At 67.2% G+C, this 16,813-nt stretch carries 15 protein-coding genes; 6 read left to right on the top strand and 9 right to left on the bottom strand.

Translation table 11 applies throughout. From position 1 onward, the window contains the following. Both M2299_RS14900 and M2299_RS14895 read left to right on the top strand, forming a co-directional pair. Window positions 1-945, top strand: coding sequence for a LysR substrate-binding domain-containing protein (locus M2299_RS14900; RefSeq protein WP_025877697.1), 945 nt, complete (start codon window positions 1-3; stop codon window positions 943-945). 69 nt (window positions 946-1,014) lie between these two features. Next, window positions 1,015-1,308, top strand: coding sequence for a hypothetical protein (locus M2299_RS14895; RefSeq protein ID WP_025877698.1), 294 nt, complete (start codon window positions 1,015-1,017; stop codon window positions 1,306-1,308). A gap of 119 nt (window positions 1,309-1,427) precedes the next feature. On the opposite strand, the gene M2299_RS14890 is transcribed toward M2299_RS14895, so the two are convergent. Both M2299_RS14890 and M2299_RS14885 read right to left on the bottom strand, forming a co-directional pair. After that, window positions 1,428-2,231, bottom strand: coding sequence for a DUF4349 domain-containing protein (locus M2299_RS14890; protein ID WP_223484957.1), 804 nt, complete (start codon window positions 2,229-2,231; stop codon window positions 1,428-1,430). Beyond that, window positions 2,228-2,584, bottom strand: a complete 357-nt coding sequence (locus M2299_RS14885; protein ID WP_223484954.1) for a GFA family protein — start codon at window positions 2,582-2,584, stop codon at window positions 2,228-2,230. The genes M2299_RS14890 and M2299_RS14885 overlap by 4 nt, the downstream gene beginning before the upstream one ends. 112 nt (window positions 2,585-2,696) lie before the next feature. Here M2299_RS14885 and M2299_RS14880 point away from each other — a divergent pair, with 112 nt between their 5' ends. Then, the gene (locus M2299_RS14880; protein WP_280884589.1) at window positions 2,697-4,505 is read left to right on the top strand and encodes a DUF885 domain-containing protein; all 1,809 of its coding nucleotides are present in this window, start codon (window positions 2,697-2,699) and stop codon (window positions 4,503-4,505) included. Window positions 4,506-4,626: 121 nt separating this feature from the next. On the opposite strand, the gene smrA is transcribed toward M2299_RS14880, so the two are convergent. Continuing rightward, on the bottom strand, window positions 4,627-6,459 hold the full coding sequence (smrA, locus tag M2299_RS14875; protein ID WP_025877703.1) for a multidrug efflux ABC transporter SmrA: 1,833 nt from the start codon (window positions 6,457-6,459) through the stop codon (window positions 4,627-4,629). A 192-nt stretch (window positions 6,460-6,651) separates the two neighbouring features. Further along, window positions 6,652-8,211: a serine hydrolase gene (locus tag M2299_RS14870; RefSeq protein ID WP_059063573.1), complete on the bottom strand. Its 1,560-nt coding sequence runs from the start codon at window positions 8,209-8,211 to the stop codon at window positions 6,652-6,654. Window positions 8,212-8,321: 110 nt separating this feature from the next. Between M2299_RS14870 and M2299_RS14865 the strand changes: the two genes are divergently transcribed. Together M2299_RS14865 and M2299_RS14860 are read left to right on the top strand one after the other, a co-directional pair. Next, a complete protein-coding gene (locus M2299_RS14865) occupies window positions 8,322-8,765 on the top strand; it encodes a VOC family protein (protein WP_280884588.1) in 444 nt (147 codons plus the stop codon). Then, window positions 8,762-9,640 (top strand): DUF72 domain-containing protein, encoded by an 879-nt coding sequence (locus M2299_RS14860; RefSeq protein WP_032975764.1) that lies wholly within the window; start codon window positions 8,762-8,764, stop codon window positions 9,638-9,640. The genes M2299_RS14865 and M2299_RS14860 overlap by 4 nt, the downstream gene beginning before the upstream one ends. Here the strand turns inward: M2299_RS14860 and M2299_RS14855 are convergent. Next, window positions 9,561-10,178 (bottom strand): Pr6Pr family membrane protein, encoded by a 618-nt coding sequence (locus M2299_RS14855; RefSeq protein WP_099783359.1) that lies wholly within the window; start codon window positions 10,176-10,178, stop codon window positions 9,561-9,563. The two genes, M2299_RS14860 and M2299_RS14855, sit on opposite strands and share 80 nt — an antisense overlap. A 77-nt stretch (window positions 10,179-10,255) precedes the next feature. On the opposite strand from M2299_RS14855, the gene M2299_RS14850 reads away from it, so the two are divergent. Further along, window positions 10,256-11,203 carry a DMT family transporter gene (locus tag M2299_RS14850; protein ID WP_059063568.1) on the top strand — a complete coding sequence of 316 codons (948 nt, stop codon included), beginning with the start codon at window positions 10,256-10,258 and terminating at the stop codon, window positions 11,201-11,203. A gap of 39 nt (window positions 11,204-11,242) precedes the next feature. Here the strand turns inward: M2299_RS14850 and M2299_RS14845 are convergent, their stop codons facing one another. The 4 genes from M2299_RS14845 to M2299_RS14830 all read right to left on the bottom strand — a co-directional run bounded on the left by M2299_RS14845 (window position 11,243) and on the right by M2299_RS14830 (window position 16,167). Continuing rightward, window positions 11,243-12,403, bottom strand: coding sequence for an AAA family ATPase (locus tag M2299_RS14845; RefSeq protein ID WP_033830699.1), 1,161 nt, complete (start codon window positions 12,401-12,403; stop codon window positions 11,243-11,245). Between the two features lie 120 nt (window positions 12,404-12,523). Then, window positions 12,524-13,594 carry a sensor domain-containing diguanylate cyclase gene (locus M2299_RS14840; RefSeq protein WP_280884587.1) on the bottom strand — a complete coding sequence of 357 codons (1,071 nt, stop codon included), beginning with the start codon at window positions 13,592-13,594 and terminating at the stop codon, window positions 12,524-12,526. Between the two features lie 151 nt (window positions 13,595-13,745). Beyond that, complete coding sequence (locus M2299_RS14835; RefSeq protein WP_033830696.1) at window positions 13,746-14,468, bottom strand: pseudouridine synthase; 723 nt, start codon at window positions 14,466-14,468, stop codon at window positions 13,746-13,748. A 34-nt stretch (window positions 14,469-14,502) separates the two neighbouring features. Then, on the bottom strand, window positions 14,503-16,167 hold the full coding sequence (locus M2299_RS14830; protein WP_099783355.1) for a diguanylate cyclase: 1,665 nt from the start codon (window positions 16,165-16,167) through the stop codon (window positions 14,503-14,505). Between the last annotated feature and the right edge of the window lie 646 nt (window positions 16,168-16,813).

The following is a 16,813-nucleotide window of genomic DNA, read 5'->3' as shown; positions in this document are numbered from 1 at the left end:
ATGCTGCTACGCCCTTCCCTGCTCCCCGCCCTGGCCGTTTTCGCGGTCGCTGCGCGCCATCAGAACTTCGCCCAGGCCGCGCAGGAACTGCATCTGACCGCCAGCGCGGTCAGCCACCATGTGCGGCGCCTGGAAGAGGTGCTGGCCACGCGCCTGTTCCTGCGCCATGCACGCGGGGTACGCCTGACCGCCGAAGGCCGGCAGTTGGCCGATGCCGCCAGCGCCGCGTTCACCGATGTCGCTGCCGTCGCCCACCATCTGCAGCCGGATGCGGACAGCGTGCCGCTGCGGATCGCGACGCTGCGCTCGCTGTCGTACTGCTGGCTGCTGCCACGGCTACCGCGTTTCACCCAGGCCCATCCACACATCCGCATCGAGCTGCACACCGGCAGTGGCCTGGACCGTTACGACGAGAACGGCCCGGAGGTCGGCATCCGCTACGGACTGGGCCAATGGCCCGGACTGCATGCGCAGCACCTGATGGACGACAACCTGTTTCCCGTCGCGTCCCCGGCGCTGCCGGGAGTCGAAGCACTGCAGGACCCGGCACGCATCGCCGAGCTGCCGCTGCTGAGCGATCTGTCACCACAAGGCTGGCGCGATTGGTTCCGCCATGCCGGCGTGCGTCCGCCGTCACCGTTGCCGGCGATGCACACCTTTGCCGACAGTACCGACGCGATGCGCGCGGCGGTGTACGGCATGGGCGCGGTGCTGGCGCGTACCCACGTCGCCCAGCCGTACCTGCAGCGCTATGAGCTGGTACGCCTGCCTGGCCCTGCACTGAAGGCACGCTATGCCTATTACGTGGTGCATGCCGAAGGGCGACCGCCCAGCCCCGCCGCACGGCTGTTCATCGACTGGCTGCTGGGCCAGGCAGCGGATGAGCGCACGCCGGTGCCGGCGTTGCCGGACAGCCTGCTGGGCCGACCGAGCACACCCGGCTGACTGCGCCCTCACCCGATCTTTGCCCAGCGCTGGCTAGGCTGCAGGCGAACCCCACAACGTGCTTCCGCCATGGCCCTGCTGCGACTGAGAATTACCGGAACCGAAGATGATGCCCGAGCGATCAGCGACCTGCTGCTCGGCCTGGAAGGCATCGAACACGTCGAAGAGACCGACGACCTGATGCCGCACATGGATGACGATGATTCCAGCTCGGCCGGCCTGTCCGACGACATCGGCCCGGGCACCCACGAACTGGAAGTGGAAGTAGGCAACGAGAGCACCGCGCAGAAAGTGCGCGATGCGGTGCAGGAACTGGCGCTGGAACTGGATGTGTTCGTCGAATACGAGACCGACGAAGGCTGAGCGTCCGCCGAGCATGGCCCGGCGCTACCCGATGCTCGAGGCACGTCGGTAGCGTCGGCCACGCGCCGTCTGTTCCGGTAGCGCCGGGCCATGCCCGGCGAATACGCGGCGCGGTTCGATCAGGGCTTGCGGCGTCGGCGGCGGATCAGCGCACGGACGATCCAGGCCATCACCAGCGCCACCACGCCCACCGGCAGCAAAGCGGCCGCGGCACGGATCAGGAATGCCACGCTGGTGCTGAGAATGCTGCCCGACTCGCTCAACGCTTCGCCGATCTCGCTGCGGCTGCGCTGGCCGGACGTCGTGTCGAAGTGCATGGTCACCAGCTGGGTATCGATGCGCCTGCGCTGCTGGGCGGCGTCCTTGTTGGCCTGCTCAACACCCGCCTCGATCTCCGACAGGCGCGTGGTGATCGCCATCAGATCCTCGATCTTCAGATCGCCGCGGTCCTGGTAGGACAGCAGCCGCGCGTGCTCCTTCTCCAGCCGAGCCTTGGTCAGCGCGGTGTCGGCCACCTGCTGGGCCAGGTCCTCGGCACGCGTGTTGCGCGCCTGCAGCTTGCCGCCCTCGCCGGCCAGGCCGATCAGCGATTCCACGCCCTTCGGCGCGATGCGTACCTTGACTTCGCCACTGGGCTGTTCGCCACTGCGCTGATCCACCTGCAGCACCGCGCACTCACCGAACTTCGCGTTCTGGCACGCCTGTGCGACCTGCTGGATGCGCGGGGCGATCTGCGCTGCTTCCAGCTGCACCTGCACATCGTGCTCGTAGGCCAGGAAAGCGCCTTCCGGCGAAGCCACAGCGGCATCGGCAGCGACTGCGCCGGCCTCCTGCGCTCGCTCACCGTTCTTGGCACAGGCCGCCAGCGCCAGCAGCAATGCCGGCACGACAACCACGCGCGTCCACACGCGAGGCGCCGTCATCGCGAGGCTCCGTCGAACGAGGTGATCGACAATCCACCCAGCTCCACCTGTGGCAGGCAGCGCACGTTGATCGCCACCATCGGCAGGCCGCTGCGCGGATCCACCGCCTCGCTGTACGGCGCGGTGCCGCACTCGCGGCAGTGATGGTGATCGATGTTATGGGTGTTGAACTGATAGGTCGCCACGTCGGCGATATCGGTGCCCAGCTGGAACGCCTCGCGCGGGGCGAACCAGAGCAGGCTGCCGCGGCGGCGGCACATCGAGCAGTTGCAGTCGATGACGTCCTTGATGGCGGCGTCGGCCTGCACGGTGAATGCGATCCTGCCGCAATGGCAGCTTCCCTGGTATTCCATGTCCCGCGCTCCGCTGGAGAGTCCTTGTATGCGCCCATGGTAATCCTATGGCACGGGGACAAAGCAGCCCCGGGGGCCTATGCTCGAGGATTGACCCCGTACAGGAATGCCGATGCGCCCGCATCTTCTTGCCCTCGCCCTCGTCGCCGCCCTCGCCGGTTGCCAGCCGGCCGATGCCCCGACCAACGGTTCCACCCCGGCCGCCAGCCAGCAGGCTGGTGATGCGGCGGTCGACGCCGCCTTCGCCGACCTGTCCAAGCGTGCCCTGGATACCTGGATGCAGCTGTCCCCGGTCAGCGCCACCCAGATCGGCGACCACCGCTATGACAGCGAGATCGACGACCTGAGCGCGGCCGGCCAGCAGAAGACCGTGGACGCCTACAAGGGCCTGCTGGGCGAGCTGGACAAGATCGAGGTGGCCAAGCTGGGCCGCGAAAACCAAGTGGATGCAGCGATCCTGCGCAACCAGCTGCAGTCGGAAATCTGGAATGCCGAGGTCATGCAGTCCGGCAAGTGGGATCCGCAGCTGTACAACGGCGTTGCCGGCAGCGCGATCTACGGCCTGATGGCACGCGAGTTCGCGCCGCTGCCCGAGCGCCTGAAGGCCGCCACCGCGCGCATGGAGAAACTGCCGGCGATCTTCGCCCAGGCCCGCGAAAACCTGGATCCGGCGCGCGTGCCGAAGATCCATGCCGAAACGGTGGCCAAGCAGAACAAGGGCATCCTCAGCATCGTCGATACCTTCATCACCCCGCACATCGGCGAGCTGCCGCAGGCCGACCAGCAGCGCCTGCAGGCCGCCATCAATGGCCTGAAGAAGGCCGTGGACGAACAGCAGACCTGGCTGGACAAGACCCTGGTGCCGAACGCCAAGGGTGACTTCCGCATCGGTGCGGAAAAGTACGACCAGAAGCTCAAGTTCGCGCTGAATTCCTCGCTGTCGCGGCAGGAGATCGGTGAGCGTGCACGCGCCGAACTCAAGCGCGTGCGCGAGGACATGTACGGCATCGCGCAGACCGTGCTGAAGGACAAGCCGGGCGCACCGGAAATGCCGGCGCAGCCGACCGACGAACAGCAGCAGAAGGCGATCGAGGCCGCGCTGGAGCTGGCCTACGCTGACAAGCCGGCGCGCGACAAGGTGGTCGACGACGCCAAGGCCGCACTGGAGCAGTCCACTGCGTTCGTCCGCGAGCACGACCTGATGACCCTGCCCGACGCGCCGGTGGACATCATCCTGATGCCGGAATTCCAGCGTGGCGTAGCCGTGGCCTACTGCGATTCGCCGGGCCCGCTGGACAAGAACCTGAAGACCTTCTACGCGGTTTCGCCGATTCCGGACGACTGGAACGACAAGCAGGTTGATTCGTTCCTGCGCGAATACAACTCGCGCATGATCCACCTGCTGAGCATCCACGAGGGCACCCCGGGCCATTACCTGGAAGGCTGGCATTCGGCCAAGTTCCCCTCCACCCTGCGCGCGGTGCTGCGTTCGGGCCTGTTCGCCGAGGGCTGGGCGGTCTACACCGAGCGGATGATGCAGGAGCAGGGGTACCTCAACAACGACCCGCTGTTCCACCTGGTGCAGCTGAAGTTCTACCTGCGCACGATCTCCAACGCGATCCTCGACCAGGGCGTGCACGTGGACAACTGGGATCGCGAAAAGGCGATGCACCTGATGACCCACGACGCGTTCCAGCAGGAAAGCGAAGCATCAGGCAAGTGGGTGCGTGCGCAGCTGACCTCGGCTCAGCTGCCGACCTACTTCGTCGGTGCGCAGGAACACTTCGACACCCGCAAGGCGATGCAGGACAAGCTGGGTGACAAGTTCAACATCAAGGCCTACCACGACCAGATGCTGTCCTACGGTGCCCCGCCGGTGCGCTTCGCACGCCAGCTGATGCTGGACCAGCCGATCGAGTGATGGATCGGGTGTGAGTTGAATGGAAACGGCCCGGGGAAACCCGGGCCGTTTCTCTATCCGTGTGGCACAGCATCCACGCATGGCGTGGATCTACTGTTGCGCATCCACCGTGCGGCGTTGGTCATTGCTCCGCAGCTACAAAACCACCGGTCTGCCGTGCCCACAAGCGCGCGTACAGTCCACCGGCCTCGATCAGCTCGGCATGGCTACCGGTCTCGACGATCCGGCCCTGGTCCATCACCACCAGCCGGTCCATGCGCGCGATGGTCGACAGGCGATGGGCGATCGCGATCACCGTCTTGCCGCCCATCAGCTCGTCCAGGTTGTCCTGGATGGCCGCTTCCACTTCCGAGTCCAGTGCCGAGGTCGCCTCGTCCAGCACCAGGATCGGGGCGTCCTTCAGCAGCACACGGGCAATGGCGATGCGCTGGCGCTGGCCACCGGACAGCTTCACCCCGCGCTCGCCGACGTGTGCGTCGTAGCCACGACGCCCTTCCCCGTCGACCAGCGTGTCGATGAAGGCCTCCGCGCGCGCCTTGGCCACGGCCGCGCGCAGCTGCGCGTCGGTCGCATCGGGACGGCCGTACAGCAGGTTGTCGCGGATCGAACGGTGCAGCAGCGAGGTGTCCTGGGTGACCACGCCGATCTGCTGGCGCAGGCTTTCCTGGGTGACGTAGGCGATGTCCTGATCATCGATCAGGATGCGACCGCTTTCCAGGTCGTACAGCCGCAGCAGTACGTTCACCAGCGTCGACTTGCCGGCACCGGAGGGGCCGACCAGGCCGATCTTCTCGCCCGGCTTCACCACCAGGTCCAGGCCGGCAATCACGCCGCCCTTCTTGCCGTAATGGAAATGGACATCCTGGAAGTGCACACCGCCACGAGTCACCTGCAGCGGCACCGCATCCTCGCGGTCCTGCACGGTCAGCGGCTGGGCGATGGTGGTGATGCCATCCTGCACGGTACCGATGTCTTCGAAGATGCCGTTGATGGTCCACATGATCCAGCCGGACATGTTGTGGATGCGGATCACCAGGCCGGTTGCCAGGGTGATCGCGCCGACGGTGATGTGTCCGCCGTTCCACAGCCACAGTGCCAGGCCACAGGTGCCGGCGATGAGGAAACCATTGACGATGGCGATGGTCAGGTCCATGCCGGTGGTGATCCGGGTCTGCGCGCGGTGCTTGACCGCCAGCTCCTGGATCGAATCGGCGACATAGGCCTGCTCGCGGCCGCCGTGGGCGAACAGCTTCAGCGTGGGAATGTTGGTGTAGCCATCGACGATGCGTCCCATCGCCTTGGAGCGCGCCTCCGAGGCGATCCAGGCCCGCTCCTTCGCGCGCGGCACGAAGTAGATCATGATCACCACGTAGGCCAGCAGCCACAGGATCAGCGGCACCATCAACCGCCAGTCGGCCTGCGCGAACAGGTACAGCGCGGTGCCGGTATAGACCACGATGTACCACAGCGAATCGACCATCTGCACCGCCGACTCGCGCAGCGAGGTACCGGTCTGCATCACCCGGTTGGCCATGCTGCCGGCGAAGTCGTTCTGGAAGAAGCTCAGGCTCTGCCGCACCACGTAGTTGTGCATCAGCCAGCGCGATCGATTGCTCAGCCCCGGCACGATGGCCTGGTTGACCAGCAGGTTGTGCAGGCCGACCAGGATCGGGCGCGCGATGACGGTGATGAACAGCATCCAGCCGAGCGTATCGGCATGGCGCTGGAAGAAGTCCGCGCCGGGCTGCTCGGCAACCATGTCGACGATGCGACCGAGGAAATCGAACATCGCCACTTCCACCAGCGCCAGCAGCAGGCCGGCGACCAGGGTGGCCAGCAGCACCGGCCACACCGGCCGCAGGTAGTGCAGGTAGAACGGCACCACGGTGCGCGGCGGCATGCGCCCGTCAATGGGCGGAAACACCGGAATCAGGGATTCAAACCAACGGAACATCGCATTCCCTCGCCATCGATAGCCGGCGGAGTATCCCACGCCGCGCGTGTACGCCGGCCGACGATCATTACCGGTTCCGGGTAGCGCCGGGCCATGCCCGGCGGATCGCCTGCAACCGCGCTACGCGCTCGCCGGACGTGGTCCGGCGCTACCCGTCCGCTCGGTCAAACGGTAGCGCCGCGCCCGGCGGCGTCATTTCACCGGCGTGAACAGCAGGTCCTGGAAATCGAAGCTGAAATCGGTCAGGTCCGAGATCGGCTGCATGCGCACCTCGCGCACTTTTCCATCCGGGTCCAAGCTGAAATTGACGAACGCATCGGCATTGAGCGAGCGGTCGTCCCAGCGCACGATGAAGGTGTCGTGCTGCCAGTGCTCCAGGCGGCCGCTCAGCTGTGCGGTCTTCGCAAAGCGCAGGCGCAGGCCCTTGCCTTCCGCCGTCACCACCATGTCGCCATACCAGCGGTCGCGGTAGGTGGCCGCATACCCGGCCAGCGGCAACGACGGCCTGCTGCCCTTGTCACGCTCGGCCTGGTGCTTGGCCCACGCTTCGTCGGCCTTGTCCTGGCCCTTGGCCACGCCCTTGGCATAGGCATCCACCCAGTCGTGCTTTTCACCGCCAAGGTAGGCATCGAGCACGCTCAGCGTGATCGCATTGAAGGCCGCACCCACTTCCTGGTTGGTCAGCACCACCACGCCCAGCTTCTCGCCCGGCACCAGGGTCAGCCGCGAAACCATGCCCGGCCAGCCACCGGTGTGCCAGACCAGCTTCTGCCCGCGATAGTCGCTCAGGCTCCAGCCCTCGCCATAGCCGGCGAAGTTGGCCCGCGCCGGTGCCAGCTCCGGCACGCTCGGCGCCGGGATCGTCTGCGGCGTGATCATCTGCCACATCTGCTGCTGGCTCTTGGCGGTGAACAGCGCAGTGCCATCGGCCAGCTTGCCTTCGGCCAGCTGCACCTGCATCCAGCGCGCCATGTCGTGGGCACTGGAATAGATGCCACCGGCACCGGCATTGTTCGACCAGGTCAACGGTGCAACGGTGCGCAGGTCCTTGAAATCGTACTTGGCGTGGCCGACCGCAGCATTATCGCCGGCCTTGAGGTGATCGGCGTTGTAGCGCGTGCCGGCCATGCCGACCTTGTCGAAGATGCGTGTCTGCAGGAACTGCTGGTAGCTCATGCCTGAAACGTGCTCGATCACCTGCTGGGCGACCGCATACAGGATGTTGTCGTAGGCATAGCGCTCGCGGAAACCGCCCTTCAGCGGCACCTGGCCGAGGCGCTGCACGACTTCGGCATTGCTGTAGGAGGTGGTCGGCCAGAACAGCAGGTCGCCCGCGCCCAGGCTCAGGCCACTGCGGTGGGAAAGCAGGTCTCGGATCGTCATCTGCCCGGTCACGAACGGATCGGACATGCGGAACGATGGCAGGTGGTCGATCACCTTGTCGTCCATCTTCAGCTTGCCGTCCTCGGCCAGCAGGTTCAGCGAGGTGGCAGTGAAGGCCTTGGTGTTGGAGGCGATGGCGAACAGGGTATCGGCCTCGACCGGCGCCGGCTTGCCCAGCTCACGCACGCCCCAGCCGCGTTCCAGCACCACCTGCCCGTCCTTGACCACGGCCACGGCGATACCGGGCACGTCGAACTGCGCGCGCACGCGCTCCACGGTCGCATCCAGGTCCTGCAGCTGCTGCGGGGTCGCCGCATTGGCCATGGTCGTGCACGCAAGCAGCACGGCTCCTCCGATCCAGGTTTTCATCCAGCACCATCTCCGAACAGGGGTAGCGGCCATGTGCAGGCCGTCACCGGGGTTTCGCGCGATGGTAACGGCCACGGGTGCAGCCTGCCCTGTGCCATAGGAGGGGTGTCATGGGTGCGAACGGCCAGAGCAGCAACGGCTCCACCATCATTCCGTGCCTGCGTTACCGCGATGCGCTGGCGGCCATCGACTGGCTGCAGCGCGCGTTCGGTTTCCACGCGCAGGCCGTGCATGCCGACGGCGATACGGTGCATCACGCGCAGCTGGTATTCGGCCAGGGCATGATCATGCTCGGATCTGCCAGCAACAGCGGCGAATGGGCCAAGCTGGCGGTGATGCCCGATGAAGTCGGCGGCCGGCAGACCCAGAGTGCCTGCGTGATCGTCACCGATGTCGACGCCCACTATGCCCGGGCCACGGCTGCCGGTGCGCGCATCGTCATCGACATTGCCGACCAGGCCTACGGTGGACGTGGCTATGCCTGCGCCGACCCGGAAGGCTACCTGTGGTGGTTCGGCAGTTACGATCCGTGGCGGACGGAACACACGCAATGACGGCACGGCAAGCGTCTGCAGCGCCGGTCCGCTGCGGTATCGGCGGCTGGGTGTTCCCGCAATGGCGTGGGGGCGCCTTCTATCCGCCAGGACTGATCCAGCGCGAAGAGCTGGCCTATGCCAGTCGTGCGTTGCGCTGCATCGAGATCAACGGCACCTTCTACCGCACCCCGACAGCTGCCCAGTGCGCGCAGTGGGCAGCGCAGACGCCGGAAGGTTTCCGGTTCTCGATGAAGGCCCCGCGTCACCTGGTGCAGCGTCGCGACCTGTCGTCCACGATCGAGGCGGCCAGCGCGTTCCTGCAGGCGGCCGTCGCGCTGGGCGACCGGCTGGGCCCGTTGCTCTGGCAGTTCGACCCGCAGCACCCGGCCGATGCCGCAGCGCTGGATGCCTTCATGGCACAGCTGCCCAGGCAGCTGGATGGAACGGGGTTGCAGCATGCGTTGGAGGTGCGCAACGCCAGCGTCCATGGGCCGGAACTGGTGCAAGCGGCGCGCCGGCATGGCGTGGCCCTGGTGATCGAAGACAGCGACGAATCGCCGCTGCATGGCGACATCACCGCGGGCTTCGTCTATGCACGGATCAAACGCAGCCAGGCCAGACTGGCCGAAGGTCTTCCTCAGCCGATGCAGCAGCGCTGGGCCACGCGCGCGCGGTGCTGGGCCCGGGGTGAGGCGGTGGACGACCTGCCCTGCCTGGCCGCACCGTCCCCTGCCGCGCCGCGCGAGGTCTACCTGCTGTGCATCGGCGCCGGCAAGGTGCGCAATCCGGCGGCGGCGATGGCGCTGCAGCGGGTCATCGACGGCGCCAGCGGTCCACTGCCCACAGCAGTGTCCAGCCCAGCACGAACACCCCGCCGACGCGCAGCACGCTGAGGCCGAATGCACGCGAACCGATCCGCTGTACTTCCAGGAACGGATACGGTGCGCTGCCCAGCCACGAGGCCGTGAGCATCGCCCAGCCCAGGTAGGCCAGCGGCACCAGCAGCACCACACCCAACGCACGCCAGCGCAGGCCACCATGTGGCAGCAGCCCCGCCCAACCGGCCAGATACAGCATCGGCACCACGTAGTGCAATCCGGCATCGGCCCACCATTGCAGGCCAGTTGGCTGCCACAGCCCCTGCAGCGCCAGCAGATAGATCAGGCCGGTGACGCCGATGCACAGTGCCAGGGTGGCGGCTACCGTAGGTCGCAGTGCGCGGCCGCTGCAGAGCCAGAGGCAGCCCAGGCACACGGCCAGATTGCTGAGGATGGTGAAGTAGCTGAAGAAGCGCAGGCTCGCCACGCCGGGTCCCAGGCTGGCGCCGATGCCGCGCATCAGCAGGGCAAACTGCAGCAGCAGCGATGCTGCCGCGACCAGCGCGGTCAACAGCGCCCAGCCGCGCAGCAGAAGAAAACGGGCAGCAGGCATGCACGGCTCCCTCGTGGCAACGCCGCGAGCATGCCACAGGCATCGCCCGCCGATGCGGCTTGCCTCACAATACGCCGATGAGCACACCCGACACCCGCAAAGCGCTTTGGCAGATCCACTTCTGTGTCCTGCTGTGGGGCGTCACCGCCATCCTCGGCAAGTTGATCACTCTGCCGGCGCTGCCGCTGGTGTGGTGGCGGATGCTGCTGGTGGTGGCAATGCTGGCGTTGCTGCCGCGGGTCTGGCGCGGGCTGCGCACGTTGCCGCTGCGGCTGGTCGCCGGCTATGCCGGTATCGGCGCGCTGGTGGCCCTGCATTGGCTGACCTTCTACGGCGCGGTGAAGCTGGCCAATGCCTCGGTTGCCGCCACCTGCATCGCCCTGGCACCGGTGTTCACCTCGATCATCGAGCCCTGGGTGGCCAAGCGTCCCTTCCAGCTGCGCGAACTGGCCTTCGGCCTGGCGGTGCTGCCCGGTGTGGCGCTGGTGGTGGGTGGCGTGCCCGACGGCATGCGCCTGGGCGTGTTGATCGGCGCGCTCTCGGCCCTGCTGGTGGCAGTGTTCGGCTCGCTCAACAAGCGCATGGTCAGCCATGCCGATCCGCTGACGGTGACCGCGCTGGAGCTGGGCGCCGGCACCATCACCCTGACCCTGCTGGCACCGCTGATGCCGTACCTGCTGCCAGCGCTGGCCAGCCCGTTGTGGATCGTTCCCGACCTGCACGACGGCATCCTGCTGCTGGTGCTGGCCGGTGTCTGCACGCTGCTGCCGTTCGCGCTGGCCCTGGTCGCGCTGCGCCACCTCAGCGCCTACACCGTGCAGCTGGTCACCAACCTGGAACCGGTCTACGCCGTGTTGCTGGCCGTGGTGCTGCTGCGCGAGCAGCATGAAGTCACCCCGTGGTTCTACCTGGGCGTGGCGATCATCGTCGGTGCCGTGTTCCTGCATCCGCTGCTCAACCGCCGCAAGCGCGTGCAGCATCCTGAAATCCTCGGAACATCCGAAGCGCGCAACATCGCCGATTGAGCGCGTCCGCGCATTGCGTGGATCTTCCCGGCACCTGTCTCAGCGCTGCGGCCAATGCCAGGCCGGTGCATCCAGCAGGCCCTGCCCGCTCAGCAGCGTACGCCCGTGTTCCTTGTGCAGGTGCATTGAATGGCACTGCGGTGCCTGTTCCAGCGCGGCAATCAAGCGCGTGGCGTGCGATACCACCCAGACCTGGCTGCGTGCACTGGCGGCGATGATCAACCGTGCAAGCGCCGGCAGCAGGTCCGGATGCAGGCTGGTCTCCGGCTCGTTGAGCACCAGCAGCGGCGGCGGCCGTGGCGTGTGCAGGGCCGCGGCCAGCAACAGGAACCGCAGCGTGCCGTCGGACAATTCGGCCATCGACAATGGCCGCAGCAGACCGGGCTGGTGGAAGCGCAGCGCGAGTCGGCCATCCAGTTCCTCGAAGCTGACCGTCGCTCCCGGAAATGCATCCTCGATCGTCCGTGCCAGCGCCTGCGGATCGCCGATTTCCAGGATCGTCACCCAGGCGGCGGCGAGGTCGCGGCCGTCGTGGTGCAGCACCGGGGTACGGGTCGCCATTACCGGCTGTCGCGCCGGTGCATCGGCATCGCTGCGGAAGTGGTCGTAGAAGCGCCAACGGCGGATGTACTCGCGCAAGGTGATGGCTTCCGGCATGCGCTGTGGATCGCCCACCTGGGTGAACAGGCTGTCGAACAGCGAAAGGCGGTCGTCCACCAGGTCCCAGCCGCGTGCGTGCCGCTGCCGCACCAGCGCACCGCGGCGGTCGACCAGCAGATTGGCGCTGCGCAGGAACGGCCCTGCCCAGATCGCTTCAGCCTTGATCTGCGGGTCCAGCGCGAAAGCTGATCGGCTCGGTGGCGGATATCCGAGGTCGATGGCGTAGCCGAATTCATCGGTGGCGAAGCCCAGCTTGAGCCCCACCGATTCCTGGCGCGGCCCGCCCTGCAGCGGGATCTCACCGGCCAGCACGCGGCGGTCGATCTTTTCCGGACCGGCCCACAGCGCCGAGCCCAATCCACCCTCCCGCGCCAGTACCGCTGCAACACCGCCCTGGGCGGTTTCCGCCAGCAGGCGCAGCGCGCGGTACAGGCTGGATTTGCCACTGCCGTTGTCGCCGGTGACCACGTTGAGCCGCTGCATCGGCAGCACCAGCGCATGCAGCGATCGGTAATTGGCGATGGCCAGGGTCTGCAGCATGGTCGACGTCCTTGCGGTGAGACGTTGAGGGTGCCGTACGGGTATCGCAATGGCTGCGACTGCACGCAAAGGCCCGGGCCATCCACGCATCGCGTGGATCCACCGCAGCCGCGCGGGCGGTCAGGGCGCCACTTCCACCCGGTTGCGGCCGGCGCCCTTGGCCCGGTACAGCGCGGCATCGGCACGGGCCAGGGTCTGGTCAGACGTTTCACCGGGCTGGTGCTGTGCCACACCGATGCTGATGGTCACCGGGAAGCCCAGCGGCAGGTTGGATACGGCTACCCGCAGGAACTCGCATTGCAGTTCGGCGGTGCGCAGGTCCGCGTCCGGCATCAGTGCCACGAATTCCTCGCCGCCATAGCGCGCGGCCAGACCCCCACCGGCGAAGTGCGAGCGCAGCAGCGCCCCCAGTTCGGCCAGCACCCGGTCGCCGGTCGCGTGGCCCTGGAAATCATTGATGTGCTTGAAATGATCGATGTCCAGCAGGGCCACGCAGGTCTGCCGGTCGCGGCCATCGACGGCAATCACCGCCTCGTCCAGCGCCGCTGCCAGTGCCCGCCGGTTGGGCAGGCCGGTCAGGGCGTCGGTACGGCTCTGTTCGGCCAGGTCGGCATTCTGGGCCAGCAGCGCATCGTGATACTCCGACAGCAGGCGTTCGTAATCGTTGCGCTCAAGCATGTGCCGCTGGATATCCAGGGCGAAACGGCGCAGCTCCATCACCACCATCACCTGCCGCGACAGCGCGGCCAGCGCTTCGGCCTTGTCGGTCGCCAGCTGCTGCGGCCGCGCGTCGAACACGCACAGGGTTCCCAGCGGCAGGCCGTCGCTGCTGATCAACGGCGCACCGGCATAGAAGCGCACATGCGGGTCGCCGGTCACCACCGGATTGTCGTGGAAGCGGACGTCCTGCAATGCATCCTCAACCACCATGATTTCCTGCGGCTGCAGGATCGCGTGGCCGCACATCGACTCGCTGCGCAGGTTCTCGGTCGCGGCGATGCCCTGCATCGACTTGAACCACTGGCGCTCGACGTCGATCAGGGTCACGGCCGCCATGGTCGTGCCACACACCGCCTTGGCGATGGCCACCAGGTCATCGAACGAGCGTTCGCGCTCGGAATCGAGGATCCGGTAGCGGTACAGCGCCTCCAGGCGCAGCGCTTCGTTGGCGGGCTTGTCGGGCTTGATCATGCAGCGTCACGTTCCGGCAGGGCGCCGCAAAGTCTAGCGGATGCGGGCGGCCAATCTGCATTCCGGTAGTGCCGGCCGTTGGTCGGCTCCCTGATGTTCATTGCCAGCACCGTGCAGTTGCCGGCCAGCGGCCGGCACTACCGGCCGTTGCTTACCAGTCCTGCTGCTGAGGCAACAGGCCGTGAAGCTCCTGCTCGGTCAGGTTGCGCCACTGGCCCGGCTTCAGTGCACCGATCTTGATGTTGTCGATACGTACGCGGCGCAGCTGGGTCACGCGGTAGCCGAACTCGGCCGCCATCAGCCGGATCTGCCGGTTCAGTCCCTGCTGCAGGATGATGCGGAAACCGAACTTGGCGATCCGCGAGGTCTTGCACGGTAGCGTCATCTGGTCATGGATGCGCACGCCACGGGCCATCGCGCGCAGGAATTCGTCGGTGACCGGCTTGTTCACTGCCACCAGGTATTCCTTCTGGTGGCCGTTCTCGGCGCGCAGGATCTGGTTGACGATGTCGCCGTTGCTGGTCATCAGGATCAGGCCTTCGGACTCCTTGTCCAGGCGGCCGATCGGGAAGATGCGCTGTTCATGGCCGACGAAGTCGACGATGTTGCCCTTCACCGTGCTTTCGGTGGTGCAGGTCACGCCCACCGGCTTGTTCAGCACGATGTACACGTGGCGGCGGGCGCCCGGCTTGCGGGCAGTGCGCACGCGCAGGGGCTGGCCGTCGACCAGCACCTTGTCATCCTCACCGACCACCGCGCCGGTGCCGGCGGCATGGCCATTGACGGTGACCCGGCGGGCGGCGATCAGGCGATCGGCCTCGCGTCGGGAGCAGAAGCCGGTGTCGGCGATGTATTTGTTGAGTCGGCTGGTCATCGCCCCATTATCCGGCATCACCGCCCTTCCCGCCTCATGCCGTGGTCAACGGATCTTCGGTTTCGCCATCGAACACCCGGTTGCGGCCACTGCGCTTGGCCACGTACATGGCGTGATCGGCGCGCCGCAGCAGCGCGGCCAGGTCATCTTCCGCCGGTCGCCACTGTGCCATGCCGATGCTCGCGGTCACCTCCAGAGCGGGCACCTGCAGGTCCCGGCAGGTCTCGGTGATGCGCTGGCGCAGGCGCTCCAGGCGGGTGGCCGCAACCTCACGCGGCATGCCCGGCAACAGCAGCAGGAACTCCTCACCCCCCATCCGCACCACCTGGTCCTCGCTGCGGACAGCGGCGCGAAGCGCGCGGGCCACGGCCACCAGCACCTGGTCGCCGATCTCGTGGCCATGGCGATCATTGATGTCCTTGAACAGATCGATATCGAGGAAGCCGATCACCAGCGGCCCCCTCTCACGCTCGCCGCCCTGCAGATGCTGGGCCAGCTGCTGCAGGCCGGCACGGCGGTTGGGCAGGCCGGTCAGCATGTCGGTCTCGGCGAGCTGGCGCATTTCATCGCGCTGCTGGCGCAGCCGGCCCAGGCGCAGGTTGAGCGCATAGGCCGCCATCATCAGCAGCCAGGTGACCGCCAGCTGCAGGGCCTCCACCCGGTATTCCATCAACCAGTGCGCGCTGGCGGCGTCGGCCACGATCAGCATCAGCATCGGCGCCAGTGCGGCCAGTCCGGCCAGCGACCAGACATCGCCGCGCAACCGGGCCCAGATGCCCATCGCCAACGACAGCGCACAGCCGGCAATGAAGCTCCACTGCAGGACCTGTGCGACCACGACCAGTCCATCGCGCTGCAACCACGGCACCAGTGCCGCCAGCGTGAGCAGGGACCACAACACCAGCTGCTGGCCCGCGCGCGAACGTGGCAGTACGCGGTCACCGCCGTTCAGGCGCCACAGCGCCGGCAACACCAGTGCCTGGGTCGCTGCAGTCAGCGCCAGCAGCCACCAGTCACCGCGCCCGCCGACGCGCAGCCAAGGCTCGGGATAGCCGCTGAGGCCGCCCAGGATCGACTGCCACAGCACCAGCACCAAGGTGGCACCGATATACATCAGGAAGCTGCGGTCGCGGGTGGTCAGGTAGGCCATCAGTGCCGACAGCGCCAGCGCGATTGCCACGGCGATGCATGCGGCGCGCACCAGCAGCCGGGCAGTGTCGTTCTGCTGCACCGGGCTGGGCGCACCCAGCTGCAATGTGGGAACCCAGCGCGCCTTCAGCGGCGTCTGCCAGGAGACCAGGAAGGGTTCGTGGCTGCCGGCAGCGGGTACCGCCACCATGCCGATGCCCGCACGGAAGCGCGAATCGCGGGTGCGCGCATCCTGCATGTTGCCGCAGATCTCACGATCACCGTGCTGCAGCCGCACTTCGCCGGCAAAGATGTTGAAGACATCCAGCGCCTGCGGCTCGCCGGACCAGCCTTCTGGCGGGGCATTCACCCGAGTCTGCTGGCGCGGCCCGGCCAGCATCTCCGGCGTGCACGCGCGATGGGGCGTAGGTTCGGCTGTCGCGGTGCCGACCAGAAGGTAATCGCGGCCAGCGTCGACGCTGCGCGCATGGCCCAGCCACGGCAACGCCAACCACACCAGCAGCAGGACAAGCACCGCCCCTGTTTCCAAACGCACCTGCCTGCCGCCCACGCCACGTCCTGTTCCTGCTTACGTCCGCGCCCATTGCGCGTCGCCCCTGGCGGCATTATCGCAGCGGAATGCACCACCGATGTGTAGACCAAAGTGGCGGGGGTATTGGCCGGGCTACCGCCCGGCACCCGCAGAGGCCGGAGCCGAAGCAACAGCGAAAGCGGCTACCGAGGTGGGCGGGGCGGTATGGGCAGGCAGGACACGCCGTAAACCCATCCATGGGGCTCGATGGCGCCTTGCTCGTGTGCGCCGTCCTGCGCACACGGCAAGACCGGGGTTGGGCGTCCTGCCCAACCCGCCCGAGGGCATGCCTCGGGCCCATGGCGCCAACGGTCCTGCCTGCCCATACCGCCCCACCCCTGACAGTGTCCCGCGCGTAGTAGATCCACGCCATGCGTGGATGGACGTTCCTACCGATTTCGAGATCATCGAATGGATTGGATTTCATCCACGCATGGCGTGGATCTACGTGTCGACCAAGGTCGACACCCACCAGGAGCAAGTCATGCCATCCCGACAGATTGTGGAGATCTGTCGAAGGCGGGGTGGGGGGGGGGGGGGGGGGGGGGGGGGGGGGGGGGGGGGGGGGGCCCCCCCCCCCCCGCCCGCGGGGGGGGCCCCCCCCCCCCCCCCCCCCCCCCCCCCC

Source organism: Stenotrophomonas sp. 1278 (assembly GCF_029892765.1).
Taxonomy (GTDB): domain Bacteria; phylum Pseudomonadota; class Gammaproteobacteria; order Xanthomonadales; family Xanthomonadaceae; genus Stenotrophomonas; species Stenotrophomonas indicatrix.
The sequence above is the reverse complement of the archived record's forward strand: the minus strand, read 5'-3'. Positions and strand labels throughout refer to the sequence as shown.